Origin of the sequence: Qipengyuania aestuarii (assembly GCF_019711535.1) — a bacterium.
In the GTDB taxonomy this organism is placed as follows: domain Bacteria; phylum Pseudomonadota; class Alphaproteobacteria; order Sphingomonadales; family Sphingomonadaceae; genus Qipengyuania; species Qipengyuania aestuarii.
Window position 1 is genome coordinate 206,033 of sequence record NZ_JAIGNP010000002.1, and the last position, 19,342, is coordinate 225,374.

Annotated in this window: 22 protein-coding genes; 14 read left to right on the forward strand and 8 right to left on the reverse strand. The window is 63.5% G+C overall.

Translation table 11 applies throughout. From position 1 onward, the window contains the following. Nucleotides 1–208: 208 nt before the first annotated feature. Genes K3175_RS06225 through K3175_RS06235 form a run of 3 tightly spaced genes read left to right on the forward strand, consistent with a single transcriptional unit; the run spans nucleotide 209 to nucleotide 3,120 of the window. Nucleotides 209–880: an EF-hand domain-containing protein gene (locus K3175_RS06225; RefSeq protein ID WP_221542531.1), complete on the forward strand. Its 672-nt coding sequence runs from the start codon at nucleotides 209–211 to the stop codon at nucleotides 878–880. Nucleotides 881–931: 51 nt separating this feature from the next. Beyond that, entirely contained in the window at nucleotides 932–1,666 is a 735-nt protein-coding gene (locus K3175_RS06230) for a response regulator (RefSeq protein ID WP_221542532.1), read from the forward strand. After that, complete coding sequence (locus K3175_RS06235) at nucleotides 1,663–3,120, forward strand: sensor histidine kinase (protein WP_221542533.1); 1,458 nt, start codon at nucleotides 1,663–1,665, stop codon at nucleotides 3,118–3,120. The genes K3175_RS06230 and K3175_RS06235 overlap by 4 nt, the downstream gene beginning before the upstream one ends. On the opposite strand, the gene K3175_RS06240 is transcribed toward K3175_RS06235, so the two are convergent. Further along, a complete protein-coding gene (locus K3175_RS06240) occupies nucleotides 3,117–4,643 on the reverse strand; it encodes a helicase HerA-like domain-containing protein (RefSeq protein WP_221542534.1) in 1,527 nt (508 codons plus the stop codon). The genes K3175_RS06235 and K3175_RS06240 overlap by 4 nt on opposite strands. 110 nt (nucleotides 4,644–4,753) lie before the next feature. On the opposite strand from K3175_RS06240, the gene pabB reads away from it, so the two are divergent. The 7 genes from pabB to ribA all read left to right on the forward strand — a co-directional run bounded on the left by pabB (nucleotide 4,754) and on the right by ribA (nucleotide 10,792). Continuing rightward, nucleotides 4,754–6,565: an aminodeoxychorismate synthase component I gene (pabB, locus tag K3175_RS06245; RefSeq protein WP_221542535.1), complete on the forward strand. Its 1,812-nt coding sequence runs from the start codon at nucleotides 4,754–4,756 to the stop codon at nucleotides 6,563–6,565. Beyond that, nucleotides 6,562–7,218 carry an RluA family pseudouridine synthase gene (locus K3175_RS06250; protein ID WP_221542536.1) on the forward strand — a complete coding sequence of 219 codons (657 nt, stop codon included), beginning with the start codon at nucleotides 6,562–6,564 and terminating at the stop codon, nucleotides 7,216–7,218. The genes pabB and K3175_RS06250 overlap by 4 nt, the downstream gene beginning before the upstream one ends. After that, nucleotides 7,211–7,615, forward strand: coding sequence for an alternative ribosome rescue aminoacyl-tRNA hydrolase ArfB (gene arfB / locus K3175_RS06255; RefSeq protein WP_221542537.1), 405 nt, complete (start codon nucleotides 7,211–7,213; stop codon nucleotides 7,613–7,615). The genes K3175_RS06250 and arfB overlap by 8 nt, the downstream gene beginning before the upstream one ends. Before the next feature lie 145 nt (nucleotides 7,616–7,760). Beyond that, nucleotides 7,761–7,928 (forward strand): 50S ribosomal protein L33, encoded by a 168-nt coding sequence (gene rpmG / locus K3175_RS06260; protein ID WP_006832561.1) that lies wholly within the window; start codon nucleotides 7,761–7,763, stop codon nucleotides 7,926–7,928. Between the two features lie 88 nt (nucleotides 7,929–8,016). Then, nucleotides 8,017–8,679 (forward strand): LolA family protein, encoded by a 663-nt coding sequence (locus K3175_RS06265; RefSeq protein WP_221542538.1) that lies wholly within the window; start codon nucleotides 8,017–8,019, stop codon nucleotides 8,677–8,679. Between the two features lie 263 nt (nucleotides 8,680–8,942). Then, a complete protein-coding gene (gene xth / locus K3175_RS06270) occupies nucleotides 8,943–9,734 on the forward strand; it encodes an exodeoxyribonuclease III (RefSeq protein ID WP_221542539.1) in 792 nt (263 codons plus the stop codon). A 35-nt stretch (nucleotides 9,735–9,769) separates the two neighbouring features. Then, on the forward strand, nucleotides 9,770–10,792 hold the full coding sequence (gene ribA, locus K3175_RS06275) for a GTP cyclohydrolase II (protein ID WP_345719328.1): 1,023 nt from the start codon (nucleotides 9,770–9,772) through the stop codon (nucleotides 10,790–10,792). Here ribA and asd read toward each other — a convergent pair. The 7 genes from asd to recQ form a co-directional block, all read right to left on the reverse strand. Beyond that, nucleotides 10,784–11,629 (reverse strand): archaetidylserine decarboxylase, encoded by an 846-nt coding sequence (gene asd, locus K3175_RS06280; RefSeq protein ID WP_221542540.1) that lies wholly within the window; start codon nucleotides 11,627–11,629, stop codon nucleotides 10,784–10,786. The genes ribA and asd overlap by 9 nt on opposite strands. 27 nt (nucleotides 11,630–11,656) lie before the next feature. After that, nucleotides 11,657–11,920 carry a DksA/TraR family C4-type zinc finger protein gene (locus K3175_RS06285; protein ID WP_221542541.1) on the reverse strand — a complete coding sequence of 88 codons (264 nt, stop codon included), beginning with the start codon at nucleotides 11,918–11,920 and terminating at the stop codon, nucleotides 11,657–11,659. A 75-nt stretch (nucleotides 11,921–11,995) separates the two neighbouring features. Then, complete coding sequence (locus K3175_RS06290) at nucleotides 11,996–12,244, reverse strand: hypothetical protein (protein WP_221542542.1); 249 nt, start codon at nucleotides 12,242–12,244, stop codon at nucleotides 11,996–11,998. Beyond that, nucleotides 12,237–12,440, reverse strand: a complete 204-nt coding sequence (locus K3175_RS06295) for a type II toxin-antitoxin system antitoxin (protein ID WP_221542543.1) — start codon at nucleotides 12,438–12,440, stop codon at nucleotides 12,237–12,239. The genes K3175_RS06290 and K3175_RS06295 overlap by 8 nt, the downstream gene beginning before the upstream one ends. Nucleotides 12,441–12,459: 19 nt before the next feature. Further along, nucleotides 12,460–13,371, reverse strand: a complete 912-nt coding sequence (locus K3175_RS06300) for an SPFH domain-containing protein (RefSeq protein ID WP_224812512.1) — start codon at nucleotides 13,369–13,371, stop codon at nucleotides 12,460–12,462. 74 nt (nucleotides 13,372–13,445) lie between these two features. Beyond that, nucleotides 13,446–14,156, reverse strand: coding sequence for a CPBP family intramembrane glutamic endopeptidase (locus K3175_RS06305; RefSeq protein WP_221542544.1), 711 nt, complete (start codon nucleotides 14,154–14,156; stop codon nucleotides 13,446–13,448). A gap of 94 nt (nucleotides 14,157–14,250) precedes the next feature. Next, nucleotides 14,251–16,038, reverse strand: a complete 1,788-nt coding sequence (recQ, locus tag K3175_RS06310) for a DNA helicase RecQ (RefSeq protein ID WP_221543137.1) — start codon at nucleotides 16,036–16,038, stop codon at nucleotides 14,251–14,253. A gap of 116 nt (nucleotides 16,039–16,154) precedes the next feature. On the opposite strand from recQ, the gene K3175_RS06315 reads away from it, so the two are divergent. From K3175_RS06315 to K3175_RS06330, 4 genes are all read left to right on the forward strand, one after another. Beyond that, on the forward strand, nucleotides 16,155–16,454 hold the full coding sequence (locus K3175_RS06315) for a hypothetical protein (protein ID WP_221542545.1): 300 nt from the start codon (nucleotides 16,155–16,157) through the stop codon (nucleotides 16,452–16,454). 95 nt (nucleotides 16,455–16,549) lie between these two features. After that, entirely contained in the window at nucleotides 16,550–16,756 is a 207-nt protein-coding gene (locus K3175_RS06320) for a hypothetical protein (RefSeq protein ID WP_221542546.1), read from the forward strand. Beyond that, nucleotides 16,753–17,937: an acyl-CoA dehydrogenase family protein gene (locus tag K3175_RS06325; protein ID WP_247710758.1), complete on the forward strand. Its 1,185-nt coding sequence runs from the start codon at nucleotides 16,753–16,755 to the stop codon at nucleotides 17,935–17,937. The genes K3175_RS06320 and K3175_RS06325 overlap by 4 nt, the downstream gene beginning before the upstream one ends. A 3-nt stretch (nucleotides 17,938–17,940) precedes the next feature. Further along, nucleotides 17,941–19,167: a CoA transferase gene (locus K3175_RS06330; protein WP_221542547.1), complete on the forward strand. Its 1,227-nt coding sequence runs from the start codon at nucleotides 17,941–17,943 to the stop codon at nucleotides 19,165–19,167. Nucleotides 19,168–19,342 lie beyond the last annotated feature (175 nt).

The window sequence follows — 19,342 nt, forward strand, 5'->3', positions numbered from 1 at the left end:
CGCCATGCGGGGTGGCGGACCGGTCGGGCCTTTCGCCAAAATGAACCGCCCTTTCGATGCGCGACATTCCGTTACAATTCATTCGGTCTTCGGGATAATGCTGCGACAATGGCAGCCTAGAAGAGGTTCATGAGCTGCGACGGGGTCGTCGATTTCCTCCCCTCCTCATGACGGGTCCGCGCAGCTCTCCCCTGTTTTGGAGAGTATCATGAAAAAGACCATTTTCGCATTTTCCGCTGCTGCTACGGCCTTGGCCGGAACTGCTGTTCTGGCTCAAGGGCCGCTAAACAAGGCTGCATCTCAAGCCGAGGTCACCCGTAGCGAGGCTGCGGCTCAGACAGCTGCTCGCTTTGATCGCATGGACATCAACAAGGACGGCGTTATCGATGCGGCCGACCGCGCGGCACGTGCCGAGCAGCGCTTTGCCAAGGCAGATGCCAATGGCGACGGCGAATTGTCACAGAGCGAGATGGCGGCGATGCATCAGGCGCGCAAGAGCCGGCGCAGCGAAGCCAATGAAGCACGTGCCGAGCAGCGCCAGGCTCGCATGGCCGAGCGTTTTGCCAAACTCGATGCCGACCAGTCCGGAGGCCTTTCGAAAGCTGAATTGGAAGCGATGCACGAGATGCGCGGCAAACGTGGCGGCGAAGCCCGCGAAGGCCGTCGCGGCGGCAAGCGTGGCCATCACATGCGGGGCGGTATGGCCGACAGCAACGGAGACAAGGCGATCAGCCGGACCGAGTTCACCGCGGCAGCGACTGCCCGTTTTGAAAGCGCCGATGCGAATGGCGACGGAACAGTAACCGCCGCCGAACGCCAGGCGGCCCGGGAGGCGCGCCGCGCCGAATGGCAAGCGAAACGCCAGACGGCGGGCGAATAAGAGGCTTGTCCCGCAAGCCCCACTCAAGATAGGCGCCACCAAGAGGATTTGATGACCGACATCGCGCCTACCACAATCTTGCTCGTCGATGACGAGAGTTCCCTGCGCGAGCCCTTGGCCGAATATCTGATCGGCCAGGGGTTCGCCGTGATCGAAGCGGACAGCGCGGCTGCTGCCCGCAGCCGGATGCAGTCAGAAGCTCCGGACCTCGTTCTTCTCGATATCATGATGCCCGGCGAAGACGGGCTGTCGCTTTGCCGCCATCTGGTCGAGACGCGTAATTTGCCGGTTATTTTACTGACCGCCAAGGGCGAGGCGATGGACCGCATCATCGGGCTGGAAATCGGAGCCGACGACTATGTCGCCAAGCCCTTCGAGCCGCGCGAGCTGGTGGCGCGGATTCGCTCCGTCCTTCGCCGCGCCGACCGGTCTCCCGACGCTCCGGCAGAAGAGCTCGCCTATCGCTTCGAGGGCTGGACCCTCGACCCTCTCAAGCGCCGACTGATCGATCCCGAAGGCACGCTGGTGCCGATCTCGACCGCCGAATTCCGCATGCTGCAGGCATTTTGCGATCGGCCCCGCCGCGTGCTCGATCGCGACCAATTGCTGGATATCGTTCAGGGACGCGAGGCGCATCTGTTCGACCGCGCCGTCGACAATCAGGTCAGCCGTTTGCGCCGCAAGATCGAAGTCGACAGCCGCCACCCGCATTTCATCCAGACCGTGCGTGGCGGCGGGTACCGTTTCGGCGCCGAGGTCGAGCGCGTATCGCTTGGACAATCATGAGGCGATTCCTGCCGAAAAGCCTGCTCGGCCAGGTCACGCTGGCAGTCGCTCTCACCCTGTTTCTGGTTCAGGGCATCAATGGCTTCCTTACGTATCGGATAGAGAAGGATCGCGCCGAAACCGAGCTGGTCAACAGGCTCGGCCTGCGTCTCATCGCGTCGGCCAAACTGCGCGAGGCTGAGCTGCGGGGCCCGCTCATGAGGATTCACACACGTCTCCAGCCAGACAGTGAACGAGCTTCGAACGACAGAGATCGGAACGGCGGCAGGGAATGGGGGCGGCGCGGCGGACGACGTTTTGCCGGGACCGATTTTACCCGCGCCGCTGCTTTCCAAGTTCTGCCGGGCGACCGCGTCCTCCCGGAACTTGAAGACCGCTTGGCCGAGACGCTGCGCGATAACGGGCGCGATTTCAGCGAAATCAAACTGGTCTCGCGCCCGGCCGCCTCGGATCCTGCGGCCCAGCGCTTTCTTCAGCGCTTCGCAAGGCGTCGGAACCTCGACGAAAGCCAGCTTCCGGACTCCGTGGCCGTTGCGGGGATACGGGATGATGAAGGCTGGGACATCGTCCGCGCACCGATCCGCCCCACCGATGACCGACTCGGTCCGGTCCTGCCCCTCGCCCGGGCCGCCGCGCTCACCTTGTTGCTATCGCTGGTCCTGTGGCTGGTTCTGCGCCGCATCACGCTGCCGCTCGCCGATCTGACGCGGCGAACGGAGGAATTTGCACAGGCTCCTGGCAGCAGCGAACCGATGGAGCCGCGCGGGCCGGAGGACCTGCGGCGGCTGATCGGTGCGCATAATACGATGGAGGCACGGATCGGGGCCATGATCGAGGAAAAGGACGTGATGCTTGGGGCGATTGGGCATGATCTCAAGACACCGCTCGCCGCGCTGCGTGTGCGGGTTGAGGGCGTCGAAAACGAAACCGCCCGGGCGCGGATGGTCGATAGCATCGAGGATATTACCCGCACGCTCGACGAAATACTGCTGCTCGCCCGGCTGGGCCGCGCTCAAAGGCCGGCCGAACGGACCGATCTCTACGCCTTGCTGGTTTCGGTGGTCGAGGAATTCGAGGATATGGAACTGCCCGTCTCGCTCACGGAAGGCGAACATGTCGCCGCACCCGTGCATCTGACATGGGCCAAGCGAGCAGTGCGCAATCTCGTGTCGAATGCGCTGCGGTACGGCGGTACGGCGAAAATCACGCTGGAAAAGCGGGGCGGCGAAGCCATCATCAGCGTCGAAGACACCGGCCCGGGCATTCCCGAAGACCGTATCGCGGAAATGATGGAGCCGTTCACTCGCGGCGAGACCAGCCGCAACCGGGCGACGGGCGGCGCAGGGCTCGGCCTTACTATCGCCCGCGCCATTGCCGAGCAGCATGGCGGAAAGCTGGCGCTGGCCAATCGCTCGGGCGGCGGCTTGCGCGCTGAATTGCGCCTGCCGCTCTAGCGCATCAACCCGCCCACGATATTGCGCACGAAAGCGTTGAGGCCGGTGCGGACCGGATCGGCGCTGGACTTCTTGCCCAACACCGTGGCGACCGCCACCGAGGTCAGCGATCCGGCGGCGGCGGTCGCAGCGGCCTTACCGGCCCTCGTCCACATGCTGGTCGTCTTGCGTTCGCGCTTGCCGACTTCGGCGCGGCCCTTCCGCTCCACCTCTGCAGCGGTGGCTGCCGCATCGGCCGTCTTGGCGGCGAGCACCTCCTCCGCGCTTTCCCGGTCCACGGGATCATCGTATTTCCCGTCCAGATCGCTCACCGAATTGACGATCTTCCGCTCCTTCTCCGTCACGGGGCCGAGGCGCGAGTGAGGCGGCTTGATGAGAGTGCGCTGCACCACCGACGGGGCGCCATCCTCGCCGAGTGTCGAAACCAGCGCCTCGCCCACTTTCAGTTCGGTGATTGCCTGCTCGACATCGAGTTCGGGATTGATGCGGAAGGTTTCCGATGCCGCGCGGATCGCACGCTGATCGCGCGGCGTGAAAGCGCGCAGGGCATGCTGGATGCGATTGCCCAGCTGCCCGGCGATCTTTTCCGGAATATCGATAGGGTTTTGCGTGACGAAATAGACGCCGACGCCCTTTGAACGGATCAGGCGCACGACCTGTTCGACCTTGTCCTCCAGCGCGTCGGGTGCATCGTCGAACAGCAGATGGGCTTCGTCGAAAAAGAACACGAGCCTAGGCTTTTCAGGGTCGCCGACTTCCGGAAGGGTTTCGAACAGTTCGGCCAGCAGCCATAGCAGGAAGGTCGCATAGAGCTTGGGGCTGCGCATCAGCCGGTCGGCGGCGAGCACGTTGACGATGCCCCGCCCGTTCTCATCGAGCTTGATGAAATCGTTGATTTCCAGCGCAGGCTCGCCGAAAAACATGTCCGCACCCTGCGCTTCGAAGCTCAGCAGCTGGCGCTGGATCGCGCCCACGCTGGCCTTGGATACGTTGCCATACTGGCCCGACAGGTCTTTCGCGTTGTCGTAAGCGAAAGCCAGCATCGCCTGCAGATCACCCAGATCCAGCAACAGAAGATTGTTCTCGTCCGCATGGCGGAAGACGATATTGAGCACACCTTCCTGCGTATCGTTGAGATCGAGCAGCCGGGCAAGCAGGAGTGGTCCCATCTCGGAAATGGTCGTGCGGATGGGGAAACCTTTTTCGCCGTATAGGTCCCAGAAGACCGCGGCATTATCGGCATAGGCATAATCTCCCATGCCCAGTTCCCTGGCACGGCTTTCCAGCTTGTCGGCGTGTTTGAACTGGGGAGACCCGGTCATCGAAATGCCTGCCAGATCGCCCTTCACATCGGCAACGAACACCGGAACGCCTGCAGCTGAGAAGCTCTCTGCCAGGCCTTGCAGCGTCACGGTCTTGCCGGTGCCGGTCGCTCCCGCAATCAGACCGTGGCGATTGGCTTGTCCCAGCTGCAGATGCTGCGGCTCGCCATTTGCGCCAAGTCCGAGGAAAATCCTGTCCATATTCATTCCAGCCCTTGCCACCCTTCCGTCGGCGACTTGGCGCAGTGGCGGGCGCAAGGTCAAGCTATCGCTCGACTTGCACGCTAAGGAATGTAAAGGCTTTCTGCAGAATGGCGGGCCGACATCCCTTTGTATTGCTGGACGATGCGCGCGATAGCGCCGCCGCCGATGCGTTATTTTATGAAAACCCGCGCGCGCTCTTCGTCGCCAGGCGTCCCGAAGAGGTCGACGGCGTACTTGCCGCTGCCGAAACGGCTCGCAAGGAGGGCGGGGAACTTGCCGGCTACATTGCCTATGAAGCAGGTCTGGCGCTGGAGCCGCGCCTGGCGCATCTTGCCGCTGCAAGAACCGGTGGTACCGGGCCACTGGTCTGGCTCGGCCTGTTCGACGGAGCGGAGCGCATCGCCGCTTCCGACATGCCGCGATGGCTTGCCGGACGCTCGACGGGCCCGGGCAGCGTCGGCCCGCTCGAGCCGCAGCTTTCTCTGGGCGGATATGCTGAAGCTTTCGCGCAGCTTCAGGACGCGATTCGCCGCGGCGACATCTATCAGGCCAATCTGACCTTCCCGCTGGCGGGAGGTTTCACTGGCGATCCGCTGGGGCTTTATGCAGCGCTCCGGCCTGCTGCCCGGGCCGGCTATGGCGGAGTGATATTCGATGGCTCGCACTGGCTGCTCAGCCTCTCGCCCGAACTCTTCGTTTCGCTGAAAGACGGGGAGGCGAAGGCCAAGCCGATGAAGGGGACGCGTCCGCGATCCGCCGATGAGGATCAGGATCGCGCCTTGGCCGACGAACTGGCAGCCTCGGTGAAAGACCGTGCAGAAAATCTCATGATCGTCGATCTCATGCGCAACGATCTTTCGCGTGTGGCGCAGGCCGGCAGTGTGCGCGTCGACGAACCCTTCGCCATAGAAAGCTATCCCACCGTCCATCAGATGGTCAGCGTGGTACGGGCCAGGCTGCGAGAGGATATGGGCGCGATCGATCTCGTACGGGCTCTTTTCCCGTGCGGATCCATCACCGGCGCTCCAAAGATCCGCGCGATGGAACTGATCGATCAGCTAGAGCCTGCCGCGCGCGGGCCCTATTGCGGCGCGATGGGCCGGATCGGCAGCGATGGCGATGCGGCTTTCAATGTCGCCATTCGGACGCTGAGGCTGACCGAGGTCGAAAACGGCCGCGGCAAGGCCGTGCTCGGTGTCGGCGGGGCCATCGTCGCCGATGGCGACATGCGAACCGAATGGCGCGAAGCCTTGCTGAAGGGAGAATTCGCGCGCACTTCCTCACCCGAACATCAGGCGGCGCAGTTCGATCTGATCGAAACCATGCGTTTCACGCCCGAACAGGGTATCGAGATGCTGGAAAAGCATCTTGAACGCATGACGCATGCGGCGAACGATTTGGGATTCCGGTTCGACCGGCACGAAGCGCGCAATCAGCTCCATGCTTCCTGCTTCGTCCTCGACAAGCCGAGCAGGATCCGCCTGCTCTCGTCGCGCAGTGGGGCAGTCGCGCTGCAGGTCGAAGACATGCCTGCCTCGTGGCCCAGTCCTGCTCCGTGCATTGTGCTCCCGCTGCCTGTCGATCCGGGCGATTGGCGCCTGCGCTACAAAACCACTGATCGCGGCTTTTATGAGGACGGGCAGGCTGTTGCGCGGCAGAACGGCGCAAGCGAAGCGTTGTTCGTGCGCGAGGACGGGTTGCTGACCGAAGGCTGCGTGACCAATATCTTTGTCGAACGCGGCGGCATCCTGCTCACACCGCCAGCGTGCCTCGGCCTGCTGCCCGGCGTTTTTCGCCAGTCGCTGCTCGATCAGGGCAAGGCACGCGAAGCCGAACTCACGAGCGCCGATCTCGAGGACGGTTTCTTCCTCGGCAACGCGCTGCGCCAACTGGTGCGCGCCGAATTGAAGACTGCATGACCCCCATCCCGATTATTTTCGAAGACGGCGAAGCGCTCGTCATCGACAAGCCCGCCGGTCTCCCGGTCGATCGCCCGAAGCGCGGCGGTCCGTGTCTCGAAGATCATTTCGAGCAATTGAAACTCGGTTTTCAGCGCGCCCCTTCGCCGGTCCATCGGCTCGATACCGATACCAGCGGATGCCTGCTGCTTGCACGCAACCCCAAGGCGCTCAAGCGATTCGCCAAGGCCTTCGAGGATCGGCTGGTGACCAAGCGCTATCTCGGTATCGTTGCCGGAGTGCCCGATGAGGAAGAGGGCACGATCGAATTGTCGCTTTCCAAGATCAGCAGCGCCGGGAAGGGCTGGCGCATGATCGCTGCGAAGAAGGGCAAACCGTCGGTCACCCATTGGCGCAAGCTGATGGAACATGATGGCAAGGCCTTGCTGGAATTCCGCCCGGAAACCGGCCGCACACATCAGATCCGCATTCATTGCGAAGCGGGGCTTGGTCTGCCGCTGCTCGGCGATCCGGTCTATGGCACCGGGAAGGGCGCGCCGCGCACGATGCTGCATGCCGCTGGCCTGACTGTCCCACGCGAAGGCAAATCGCCCATCGAGGCGGCCGCGCCCCTGCCGCGCGATTTTGCCGCTCTCGGGTTTACGGATGGGTAGAATTGCCGACCGTGCGCTGGAAATAGCGGAGGAGAAATTCATCGCCTCTTCCGGCCCGGGCGGTCAGAATGTGAACAAGGTCGCCACTTCGGTGCAGCTGCGAGTCGATGTCTTCCAGCTCGGCATGCCGCCCGAGGCCTTCGAACGGCTGAAAGAGATTGCGGGCAGCAAATTCACGAAGGCAGGGGAGATCGTCCTCACGGCGAATGAATACCGTACACAGGAGCAAAATCGCGAAGCGGCGCGCGAGCGGCTCGTGGCCATGCTCGGCGAAGCGCTGACGCCGCCGAAAAAGCGCAAGAAAAGCCGTGTCAATCGAGTGGGCAAGGTCAAGCGGCTCAAGGCGAAGAAGGTCCGCGGCGCGGTAAAGGCCAATCGCGGCAAGGTAGATTGGTAAGCCATCGGCGTCCCGGCGCTTGACTTTTTTCCGTGAATCACACAAAGGGCGCGCCGGAACGGCGGTGCTGCTCGCGCCGCCCTTATTTTTTCGGCTTGTCCCGCTCGTCGGGTCGGCCCCTCAGAAAGATCTTTAGGAACACGCCATGGCGAAGCCCGCAACAGTCAAGATCAAGCTCGTCTCGACCGCCGATACGGGCTTCTATTACGTGACGAAGAAGAACCCGCGCAACCACACCGAAAAGTTCGTCTTCAAGAAGTACGACCCGGTGGCGCGCAAGCACGTTGAATTCAAGGAAGCCAAGATCAAGTAATCTTGGCGGGGCGTGCGCTCCGGAAGCTGAACGGCGGGAACGCCTTCAGTTCACTGTCAGTTCAATGCTCCGACCCTATCTCAGGAGCATGAACACCTTGTCTATCTTCAAGAATCGCCCCGTCGCATCGGCCCTCGCTCTGGCGATGGCCGTCGGCGTTCCCGCGTCCTTCTATGCCGCACCGACCCCGGTGGAGGCGGCTGCAGGCGATCTCGACCAGGCGGTCGCGGCGCTGCGCGGCATTTCCACCATGAAGGCGAACTTCGTCCAGACGGACCGCAACGGCCAGGCCGTGTCGGGTGTCATGACGCTCAAGCGCCCCGGCAAGATCCGTTTCGAATACGAAAAGGGCGTGCCGCTCCTCGTCGTGTCGAACGGCAAGTCGATGTATATGATCGACTACGAGGTGAACCAGGTCCAGCGCTGGCCGATCACCAATTCGCCGCTCGGTGCGCTGCTCGATCCCAGCCGTGACGTGAAGAAATACGGCAAGCTGGTCCAGACCAGCCACAGCGATGTCGTCAGCATCGAGGTACGCGATCCCAAGCGTCCGGAATTCGGCGTCATCACGCTCATCTTCGCGCGCGATGCCTCCGCGCCCGGCGGTCTGCGCCTTACGCACTGGGTCGCGCTCGATTCGCAGAATCACCGCACCACCGTGCGCCTCAGCAACAACCGCTACGGCGTGTCGGTTGCCGACAGCGCGTTCACCTTCAAGGATCCGCGCCGCTCGTCTCGTCGTCCAGGCTGAACGGAAGGGCGTCAGGCCGTTCGCCTTTTGCGATTCACTGACGGTTTGCGTTCATTGAGTAGCAATCCGCAGAGGCCTAAAAATGATCTATCGAAGCGGCGGGCGGCAATTTCCCCCCTGTTGATTGCCCCGCTCACTTAACCGCTTCGTCAAAGCGTGACGAACGCTCACAAGGAACCCTCGAGCCAATGCCCCCGGCTCGAGGGTTTTTTGTTGCCCGCTGCGGGTAGACCGTCGAGCCTTGGCACCCTATCTCCCGCGCCATGGTTTCTGTAGCTACCTGGAACATCAATTCCGTTCGCCTGCGCATGCCCATCGTGGAGCGTTTCCTGAAAGAAACGGCACCCGATGTCCTGTGCCTGCAAGAGATCAAGTGCCAGGAGCACCAGTTCCCCTATGAGGCATTCAGGGAACTGGGATACGAGCACATCGCAGTTCACGGCCAGAAGGGGTATCACGGCGTGGCGACGGTGAGCCGTGTGCCGATCCGCGAAGTCTCGCGCCACGACTGGCAGGATAATGGCGAGGCACGCCATGTCGGCGTCGAACTTCCCGACCATGACGGCATGATCGTCGAGAATGTCTATGTCCCGGCGGGCGGCGACGAGCCCGACCGCGAAGTGAATGCGAAATTCGGGCAGAAGCTGGACTTTCTCGAACGCATGACCCGCTGGGCCGATGCCGTCGATCGGCCGACGCTGATCGTGGGCGATTTCAACATCGCCCCGCTCGAAAGCGATGTGTGGAATCACAAGCAGTTGCTGAAAGTCGTCAGCCACACGCCGATCGAGGTCGAAAGCCTCCAGCGCTTCATGGATGCGCACGGCTGGTCCGATATCGGGCGCGAACATATCAAGGCGCCCGAGCGGTATTACAGCTGGTGGAGCTACCGCTCGAAGGACTGGAAAGTGAACGATCGGGGTCGCCGTCTCGATCACATGTGGGCGAGCCCCGAACTGGCGCTGCAGGCGACCGGTCATTCGGTCCATGAATACGCTCGCGACTGGGAAAAACCGTCCGACCACGTCCCGCTGGTGACGGAGTTCGACATCTGAGCGAGCCTTCCCCTTCGCGGCGCGCGGCGCTGGCGGTGGATGCGCTGCGCCACGGCTGGCCGCTCGCGATCGAGGGTGCGCCGCTGCTGCAGCCGGTCGAAACCGCGTTTTCCGACGTCGCGGGCGAGACGATGCTGGTGTCCGCCACACGGGCCGCCACGCTCAAGCTCGCCAATCAGCGCGAGGCTGCGGTGCCTAGCACGCCCGTTCTGCTCCGCGGCGCAGAAGCATTCGACCTGCCAGCTGCGCTTGCCGTCGCGGATCCCGCGCTCGATCTGCAAAATCCGCTGAAAGGTCCGTTCAAGGCGCTCTCCCTCGAATGGGAAGAGCAGGCCCGCGCTGCGCTGGAGCTGGCCCGGATAGCCGGTATCCTGCCCGCCTTCCTTGTCGATCCAAGCGGCGCGAGCGAGGCGGCGAGCCTGCAGCCAAGCGACCTAAGCGAATTCACCGATCCTGCGCGCCTGCGCATTGCCACGCGCGCCAGGCTTCCCGTGGCGGCGGCGGAAGGGGCCCGCATTGTGGCCTTTCGTTCGCCTGACGACACGCGCGAGCATGTCGCGCTTATCATCGGGCAGGAAAATACCGATAAGCCGCCGCTGGTTCGCCTGCATTCCGAATGCCTGACAGGGGATATTCTCGGCAGCCTCAAATGCGATTGCGGTCCGCAATTGAATGCCGCGCTGCATGCCATGGCGCATGAGGCTGAAAAGGGCGGCTGGGGCGTGCTGCTCTATATGCGGCAGGAAGGGCGCGGCATCGGATTGGTGAACAAGCTGCGCGCCTATCGTCTGCAGGATCAGGGGTTCGATACGGTCGATGCCAATACGCGCCTGGGGCTGCCCGATGAAGCGCGCGATTTTCCCACGGCGGCGCGCATGCTGGAATTGCTCGGCATCAGGGCGATCCGGCTGATGACCAACAATCCGGCGAAGGTCGATGCCCTGTCCGCGCAAGGGGTCGAGGTGGCGGAACGCGTGCCACATTCGCTGCCCGACAATCCGCACAATGCCCGTTACCTCGCGACCAAGCGCGACCGGGCGGGGCATCTGTTACCCTAGCCTACGGCCGATCGCCTGACCCATGCGGACGGAGTCGCCTGCCTTCAGACCTGCGCTCCATTCGACTTTGCCAGGCTCGAACAACAGCACCACGGTGGAGCCGAGGATGAAGCGGCCCATTTCGTCGCCAGCAGAGAAGCTGTGCTGACCCGGGGCATAATCCGCACGCACAAGCTCCGGGTTGTGTGTCTCGATCAGACCCGACCAGACCGTCACGATCCCGGCCACGATCATGGCGCCGACCATCACGCTGGCAAATGTCCCATCCGGGCCGTCGAATACGCACGCCAGCCGTTCATTGCGCGCGAACAGGCCGTCGACATTTTCCGCAGTGACCTGATTGACCGAGAAAAGCTCGCCGGGCACGTAAGTCGCGTGGTCCAGCGTACCTGCGGCAGGCATGTGGACGCGGTGATAGTCTCGCGGCGAAAGATAGATGGTGGCGAAATTTCCGCCGTCGAATTTGCGGGCAAGCTGCTCGTCACCGCCCAGCAATTGCGCTGCGGTAAAATGGCGTCCCTTCGCCTGGAAGATGCGTCCTTGCTCGATCCGCCCGATCTGGCTGACCGCTCCATCCGCGGGGCTTAGGATCTGGGTGGAGCCATCGGCCAGCGGACGTGCGCCTGGCTTCAGTTCGCGGGTGAAGAAATCGTTGAAGCTGGCGAATTGTTCGATGCTGCGGGCAGCTTCGCTCATGTCCACATCATAGGCGTCGATGAACCGCCGGATCAGCAGGTTCTTGAGCCACGGCGTCCGGCTGGACGCGATCTTTCCCGCGCCGCGCGAGACAAGGTGATGGGGCAGGGCGTGCTGCAGCCATATGAAAGGTGATGTCATGGCGCTGGCCTTGAACCGGGCCGCGCCTCAGCGCAACTGGCTGTCCTTGCTTCCCCGGCGGTTGAAACCGGACTGTCGGATAGAAGCGTCGCGTCCCGACTGGCAGGCAACGCATGTTCTCACACCGGGCAAGGCTGCGCGGCGTTTCTCCGGAATCGGTTCGCCGCACTCGTCGCAATATTCCGCGCTATCCCCGCGCGGCATGCGTGCGCGGGCGGCGCTGATCGCATCGCTCACCGTATCGTCTATCTGATCCTGTACGGCGCCGTCGCGCGCCCATCCGCCTGCCATTTCACACTCCTTTCCTTACCAACGATAGGAGGGGGGCGGGCGTTCCTGAGCGCGGCTTATCCCTTGCGGTTCAGGTCAGGGGCGCCAGCGCCAGCCGCCGCGGGTCTTGGCGCGGCTCACTGCGATCAAGGCAATCGTCGCGCCTATGAACAAGATCACCGCTGCCATTTCATAGACGTCGTCCTGGCTCTCCCACAGCAGGGCGGCGATCATGGCAGTGCCGATGTAGAGGGCGAGAACCAGCCAGCCTTGCCAGGCGATCGGCCAGCCTGCGCCATAGCCGAATTTTTTCTGCCTGAACCACGCACCATCCTCTTCATCCATCGCTGCTCTCCTTGGGTGGCCGCCCCCGCTTCGGCGCCGCGCTTTGTTCCACATCTATTCCCCGGCGTTTCAGCGCCTCGCGCAGCAGCATCTCGATCTGGGCATTGGCGCTGCGCAGTTCGTCTGCGGCCAGCCGCTCGACCGCGGCATGGACTGCCGGGTCGAGACGCAGGGCAAAGGCTTTTTTCTGAGGCATGAAAGTTACAAACGAATGCTCAGTAGAGCGATCCCGCATTGACCACGGGATGCGCTTCCTTCTCGCCGCACAGCACCACCATCAAATTGGACACCATATTGGCACGGCGTTCATCGTCCATCTCGACGATGCCGTCCTGGCTGAGCTTGGTCAGCGCGTCTTCCACCATGCCGACCGCTCCCAGCACGATCTTGGCGCGGGCCGCGATAATGGCATCGGCCTGCTGGCGCTTGAGCATCGCGCTGGCGATCTCGCTGGCATAGGCAAGATGCGTAAGCCCGGCCTCGTCCACGACCACACCGGCGACTTTCAGCCGGTCGTTGAGTTCTTCCAGCAGCTCCCGATTGACGACATCGGCACTGCCGCGCAGCGTGACTTCTTCGCTTTCGAAATCGTCATAGGGATGGCGCGAGCCCACGGTGCGCAGTCCGGCCTCGATCTGGATGTTCACGAATTCCTTGTAATCGTCGACGTCGAAGCTCGCCTGCGCCGTATCGCGCACACGCCAGACGACATTGCAGGCAATTTCGATCGGATTGCCGCGCAGGTCGTTGATCTTGACCCGCTCGGAATGGATGTTGTGGGCGCGGGCGGAAATCTTCGTCTTGCCCATCCACGGCCAGACCCAGCGCAGGCCCTCCGTCCGTTCGCTGCCGCGATAGGCGCCGAACAGGGTAATGACTGCCGCCTGGTTGGGCTGGATCATGAAGAAGCCGATGGCGAGGATGAGAACGCAGATCGCCGAAACGAACAGCATGGCGACGAAGCCGATCTTCGCCGCTTTCGCGGCTCCGTCTCCCGGGGCCATGCCGGGAATGATGAAGGCCAGCGCAGCGACGACAACCACAAGGATCCCCAGCATGACGTAGCCATTGTAGCTGGTGGCCGCATGCTCGCGGCTCGTCTTCATTCCGGTCAATTCTACTGACATTCCCGATCACTCCTCCGATATAATTATGATATCATATTTATATCGATGCCGGCGAGGGTCAAGCAAAACCGGTATCAGGCCAAGGCGAGCGCTCCCGCGGCAGCGAAGAGATGAACGAGGATATGGCCGAACATCGCCGCTTCCAGCCCGCGGCGCATGAAGAGCCAGCCGAAGGCCAAGCCGAGAGCCGCATTGCCGGCGATCACCGTGGCGACGATCCACGCCGGCAGTGCGGCTACGACTGCATAGAGCGTGGGCAGGTGGCCCAGGCCGAACAGAACGGCCGCGATGAGATTGGCACTCCACAAGGCGGCCGGTCTCGTGATGGGCAGCTTTGCCAGCCCCACCGCCAGCAGCGACATCAGGCCCCAGCGGACCATGATCTCCTCGCCGATTCCGCCATAGAGCACGCGTGTAACCAGCGGCGGTGCCAGCGTCACATCCGCATCCGCGAAAAAAGGCGCCGTGACGAGGCCATAGGCGCCCAGCACCAACGCCCCCGCGATGCCCACGGCGAGGGAGGGAAGCAGAGCGCATCGCAAATGCGCTTTGTATGGCCGCCGGCGGACCAGCCCTGCGATGATGGGCGCTTTCAGATCGACCTTCGGCGCTGCCCACCAGCCCACGACCGCGGCAAGGAGCAGGAGGACGGTCGGCTGGATGATCAGCACGGCCCGCGGCAATTCGAGACCGGCGGGCAGTGCCGTTTCCAGCGGCACCAAAAGCAGCGAGGATGCCGCAATCAAAGCCAGCAAGATGAGGATCAGAAGACCCTGTAACTTCATGCGGCGAGGAGGCATGCAATACTCTCTAAAGAAAAAGGGCCATATCTACGCGATCAAAGCGTGGCCTATTCGTCTCTAGGTGTAAACACTTGTCTTAATGGCGCCCGATCTCATCGACGAAGCGTTTGCCGTAAGCTTCCAATTTCTTCGCTCCGACGCCGCCAATACGTCCCAACTCGCCAAGGCTCGCTGGCCGCACCGCGGCCATTTCGCGCAAGGTGGAATCGTGGAAGATGACATAGGGCGGGACCTGCGCTTCGGCCGCCAGTTCGCGCCGCAATTCGCGCAGCGCCTCGAACAGTGGATCGCCCACCGGATTTGCCTCCGCATTTCCGCCGCGTGTGCGCCGGGTGCGCTTGGGCGGAACCACTATGGCCACATCGCGCTCGCCCTTGAGAATTTCCCGGGCGCTGCCGCCAAGTGCCAGACCGCCGTGCTCGGTCGGCACCAGATCGCCGCGCGCCTGGAGCGCGCGGCCCAGCGGCTGGAGCAGGCGCGCGTCGTCGCCTTCCACGATCCCGAACACGCTCAGCCGGTCGTGCCCGCGCTGGAGGATCCGTTCGTCCTGCGCGCCGGTTAGCACTTTCTGTAGATGGCCCATGCCGAAGCTCTGGCCGGTGCGATAGACCGCGGAGAGCAGCTTGCGGGCCAGCTCGGTGGCATCGGTGACGTCGGGCGCGTCGAGGCAATTGTCGCAATTGCCGCAGGTCTCGGGCGGGTTCTCGCCGAAATGACGCAGCAGCACGGCCCGGCGGCAATGCGGCGTCTCGACCAGCCCGGCCAGCGCATCGAGCCGGCTGCGTTCGGCATTGCGCCGGTCCTCGTCCACCTCGGCCAGCCGCATTCTCGCGGTGGCGAAATCGCCGGCGCCCCAGAACATCGTCGCCGCCGCAGGATCGCCATCGCGCCCGGCGCGGCCCGTTTCCTGATAATAGCCCTCGATCGACTTGGGGACGCCGACATGGGCGACGAAGCGCACGTCCGGCTTGTCGATCCCCATGCCGAAGGCGACGGTGGCCACGATCACCATATCCTCGCTCGCCACGAAGGCGGCCTGGTTCGCGGCGCGGATCTCCGGGGCGAGCCCCGCGTGATAGGGTTTCACGGCGCGGCCCGTGGCATCGCCCAGCTTCTGGGCGAGATCCTCCACCTTGCGGCGGGTCTGCGCATAGACGATGCCGGGGCCCGGCCGATCCGCCATCAGCGCGGCGATCTGGCGCACCGGATTGTCGCGGTGGCGGATCGCATAGCGGATGTTCGGCCGGTCGAAGCCGGCCAGCACCAGCCCGTCATCCGGAATGCCAAGCTGCGCCATCACGTCCGCGCGGGTCTGCCGGTCGGCCGTGGCCGTCAGCGCGAGGCGCGGCACGGCGGGGAAGGCGTCCATGAGCGGGCGCAGCATACGGTAGTCGGGCCTGAAATCATGGCCCCATTCGGACACGCAATGCGCCTCGTCGACGGCGAAGAGCGCCAGCTTCGTGCTGGCCAGAAAATCCCGGAACGCGGGCTGGCTCGCCCGCTCCGGCGCGACATAGAGCAGGTCCAGTTCCCCGGCGCGGAAGGCGTCCTGCGTCTCGCGCCAGTCGGCATCAGCGCTGGTCAGCGTGGCGGCGCGGATGCCGTTGGCCCGGGCGCTGCGCAACTGGTCGTGCATCAGGGCGATCAGCGGGCTGATCACGACGCAGGTGCCCTCCAGCATGACTGCGGGCAGCTGATAGGTCAGCGACTTGCCCGCGCCTGTGGGCATCACCGCCAGGCTGGACAGACCCGCCAGCGTCCGCCCCACCACATCGGCCTGCCGCCCGCGGAAATCATCGAAACCGAACGTCGCGCGCAACGCCTCGCGCGCATGCTTCAAACTGGTGGTATCGCTGGCGACCATCGGTCCCTGTTGCCGCACCGTGCCGCCAGCGCAACCGCTCACAGTGCATTTTCCCCTTGGCGTGAGGGCGGGGGAGCGATTAACCAGCCCCGCGATCCAATTCGAAGGAGATTACCATGAAGTTCCGTATCACTGCCGTCCTCGCCACCAGCCTCGCGCTCGCCGCCTGCGGCAGCAATGACAACGCCTCGACCGAAGCCGAAGCGGAAACCGTCGAAGTGTCGGCCGACGAAGCGATGGCCCCGGTCGAAGAAGAGCCGGTTGCCGATCCGGCTGCCAGCGTCACCGCCAGCGAAAACGACAGTGCCGGCACGGTGACCGAAGCCGAGGCGGCCTCGGTTGAAGCGGCGGGCGACAATGCCGCTGCAACTGCCGAAGCGGCGATGGATGCCATGGGCGAAGACCAGGCCGAGTAAGACCGTTGCTTAGGGTACGGGCGGGCTGCCGCGGCCTGCCCGCGCCTTGCCGTAACGGCTTTGGCGATGGCGCTGCGGGGAGCTAGCATCCAGTCATGAACCGACTCGCAGCCCCGCTCGCCCTGATCGGACTTGCCGCCCTTGCGGCGTGCAATTCCTCGACCGATGGGGCCGATCCCGGGCCCGTGACCGAGCAGGAAGCAGAGGCGCTCGAAGACGCCGCTTCCATGCTCGACGAACAGCGGATGCCTGCGGAAGAATCACAAGAAAACAGCCCCACGACCGACGGAGAGAGCGAATGAGTGCCGGCCCCAATCCCGGAATGGACCAGGATACTTTCGAGCAATTCCACGAACAGCTCGAACGCTACGTGCGCGAACGCCTGATCCCGGCGGAGAAGGACATGATCGAGCATGACAAGGTGCCCGACGATATCCTTTCCGAAATGAAGGACATGGGTCTGTTCGGCCTTACCGTGCCCGAGGATTTCGGCGGTGCGGGGCTCAATATCACGCAATATGCCAAGGTCGTGCAGACCATGGCCTATGCCGCGCCTGCCTTCCGGTCGATTTTCTCGATCAATGTCGGCATGTTCAATTCCGCCATCAAGAACGGCGGCACCGACGCGCAGAAGGCTGAATGGTGGCCGAAGATCGCCGAAGGGGCGATCGCCTGCTTCGGCCTTACCGAACCGGGCAGCGGCAGCGACAGTGCCGCCATGCAGACCATGGCGAAACCCGATCCCGATGGGAACGGCTGGATCCTCAACGGAACCAAGCGGTACATCACTAATGCCCCGCATGCCGATGTCGCGCTGATCATGGCGCGCACGGAAAAGGACGCATTGCCCAAGAACGCGCATGTCAGCGCCTTTATCGTACCGATGGATACGCCCGGTGTGTCGGTCGGCAGTCCGGACAAGAAGATGGGCCAGGCGGGCAGCCACATCGCCGACGTCATGCTCGACGATGTGCATGTCCCGGGCGAGGCGCTGCTGGGCGGCGAACCGGGGCAGGGCTTCCGCTTCGCCATGATGAGCCTGGACAATGGCCGCATCTCGGTCGGCGCGGCCAGCGCGGGCTATGCGCGCCGCGCGCTCGACAGCGCGACCAAATATGCCACCGAGCGGCAGGCCTTCGGGGAATCGATTTCCAACTTCCAGCTGATCCAGCAGATGCTGGCCGAAAGCTGGACCGAGATTTACGCCGCCGAAGCCATGATGGCCGATGTGACGGCGCGCGTGGACCGGGGCGAAGATACGGTGAAGCACGCCGCCGCCTTCAAGGTATTTGCATCAGAAATGTGCGGCCGCGTGGTCGACCGCGTGGTGCAGATCTATGGCGGCGCAGGCTATCTCGCCGAATATGATGCCGAGCGTTTCTTCCGTGATGCGCGCATCTACCGCATTTACGAAGGCACCACCCAGATCCTCCAGCTGCAGATCGCCAAGCGCATGCTGCGTGAATATGCGGCGGGCCTCTGAGGGGTGTATAACCTCCTCGACGATCTCTCGATCATCGAAGCGTCCAGCTTCGTCGCCTCACCCACCGCCGGGCTTTACTGCGCGCAGATGGGCGCGGAGGTCATCCGCGTCGATCACAAGGCGGGCGGGCTCGATTACGATCGCTATATGCTCACCGAGCAGGGCCGCTCGCTGAGCTGGGAAAATCTCAACCGCGCCAAGAAATCGGTCGCGCTCGATTTGCGCAGCGGAGAAGGGCGCGAGCTGCTGGTGGAGCTTTCGGCGAAGACCGGGAATCTCATCACCAATCTGCCTGAAAAGAGCTTTCTCTCGCATGCGGCGGTGGCGGCGAATTGCTCCGATCTCGTCAGTGTGCGCATCATGGGCTGGCATGACGGGCGCCAGGCGATGGATTTCACCGTCAACGCCGCCAGCGGCTATCCGCTGATGTGCGGACCGGAGGAATGGGATCAGGACACCGCGCCGCCGGTCAATCAGGTGCTGCCCGCCTGGGATTTCATCACCGGCGCTTACTGCGCCTTCGCCTTGGTTTCTGCCATACGTCACCGCGACAGGACGGGGCAGGGTAGCGAACTGCGCGTGCCGCTGGGCGATGTCGCCATCGGCACGGTCGCCAACAGCGGGGCGCTGGCCGAAATGCTCTATCGCGGCGGGGACCGCGAACGGCTCGGCAATGCGATCTGGGGCGCATTCGGGCGCGATTTCCGCAGCAAGGACGGCACGCGCTTCATGGTTGCGGCGCTCACCGCCAAGCAGTGGACGGGCCTCGTCAAAGCCTTCGATCTGGAGCAGGATATCGCCGCGCTCGAAGAGACATGCGGCGTGCGTTTCGCCGATGGCGACCGCCCGCGTTTCGAGCATCGCCATGCCCTGTTCGACCTTTTCCAGACCCGCGCGGGGGCGGCGGGCTGGGCACAGCTTTCCGCTGCCATGGGCGCGGAGGGCTGCACGTTCGAACGCTATCGCACGATGCATGAGGCCGCGAACGATCCGGAGCTTGTGGGGGATAATCCCCTCTTTACCCCCAGCGCGGGCAATCCCAGCGGTTTCGAATATCCCGCCACCCGCAGCTTTGCCAACATTCCCGGGCGCGATGCGGGTAATCCGGCCCCGGCTCCCTTCCTCGGCCAGCATACCGAGGAAGTGCTGGCCGAACGGCTCGGCCTGTCGTCGGGCGCCATCGGCGATCTGATCGACCGGGATGTCGCCCGCCTCTCGGATGGGGAATAGGGGCGGCTTGCGAATATGGGCTGTCCTACAGGCCTTGGCCTGTGCGATGACGGCGGGATGGACTTCGCCGCACCCTCTCTTTTCCCCGTCTACAGCGCCGCTTGGCAGCGCCTTCGGTTTTAACCTCAGGACACTGTCAACTGTGTCAACTTCATTCAAGAATGGACCAGCATAG

Excerpts from the sequence above, each read along its gene's own strand:
- K3175_RS06230 (WP_221542532.1), top strand. The coding sequence starts at position 932 with ATGACCGACATCGCGCCTACCACAATCTTGCTCGTCGATGACGAGAGT.
- recQ (WP_221543137.1), bottom strand. The coding sequence starts at position 16,038 with ATGGTCGCCAGCGATACCACCAGTTTGAAGCATGCGCGCGAGGCGTTG.
- arfB (WP_221542537.1), top strand. The coding sequence starts at position 7,211 with ATGGGTAGAATTGCCGACCGTGCGCTGGAAATAGCGGAGGAGAAATTC.
- xth (WP_221542539.1), top strand. The coding sequence starts at position 8,943 with ATGGTTTCTGTAGCTACCTGGAACATCAATTCCGTTCGCCTGCGCATG.
- K3175_RS06320 (WP_221542546.1), top strand. The coding sequence starts at position 16,550 with ATGAACCGACTCGCAGCCCCGCTCGCCCTGATCGGACTTGCCGCCCTT.
- K3175_RS06325 (WP_247710758.1), top strand. The coding sequence starts at position 16,753 with ATGAGTGCCGGCCCCAATCCCGGAATGGACCAGGATACTTTCGAGCAA.
- K3175_RS06250 (WP_221542536.1), top strand. The coding sequence starts at position 6,562 with ATGACCCCCATCCCGATTATTTTCGAAGACGGCGAAGCGCTCGTCATC.
- K3175_RS06305 (WP_221542544.1), bottom strand. The coding sequence starts at position 14,156 with ATGAAGTTACAGGGTCTTCTGATCCTCATCTTGCTGGCTTTGATTGCG.
- K3175_RS06225 (WP_221542531.1), top strand. The coding sequence starts at position 209 with ATGAAAAAGACCATTTTCGCATTTTCCGCTGCTGCTACGGCCTTGGCC.
- K3175_RS06315 (WP_221542545.1), top strand. The coding sequence starts at position 16,155 with ATGAAGTTCCGTATCACTGCCGTCCTCGCCACCAGCCTCGCGCTCGCC.
- K3175_RS06285 (WP_221542541.1), bottom strand. The coding sequence starts at position 11,920 with ATGGCAGGCGGATGGGCGCGCGACGGCGCCGTACAGGATCAGATAGAC.
- K3175_RS06295 (WP_221542543.1), bottom strand. The coding sequence starts at position 12,440 with ATGCCTCAGAAAAAAGCCTTTGCCCTGCGTCTCGACCCGGCAGTCCAT.
- pabB (WP_221542535.1), top strand. The coding sequence starts at position 4,754 with ATGGCGGGCCGACATCCCTTTGTATTGCTGGACGATGCGCGCGATAGC.
- K3175_RS06290 (WP_221542542.1), bottom strand. The coding sequence starts at position 12,244 with ATGGATGAAGAGGATGGTGCGTGGTTCAGGCAGAAAAAATTCGGCTAT.
- rpmG (WP_006832561.1), top strand. The coding sequence starts at position 7,761 with ATGGCGAAGCCCGCAACAGTCAAGATCAAGCTCGTCTCGACCGCCGAT.
- K3175_RS06240 (WP_221542534.1), bottom strand. The coding sequence starts at position 4,643 with ATGGACAGGATTTTCCTCGGACTTGGCGCAAATGGCGAGCCGCAGCAT.
- K3175_RS06265 (WP_221542538.1), top strand. The coding sequence starts at position 8,017 with ATGAACACCTTGTCTATCTTCAAGAATCGCCCCGTCGCATCGGCCCTC.
- asd (WP_221542540.1), bottom strand. The coding sequence starts at position 11,629 with ATGACATCACCTTTCATATGGCTGCAGCACGCCCTGCCCCATCACCTT.
- K3175_RS06300 (WP_224812512.1), bottom strand. The coding sequence starts at position 13,371 with ATGTCAGTAGAATTGACCGGAATGAAGACGAGCCGCGAGCATGCGGCC.
- K3175_RS06235 (WP_221542533.1), top strand. The coding sequence starts at position 1,663 with ATGAGGCGATTCCTGCCGAAAAGCCTGCTCGGCCAGGTCACGCTGGCA.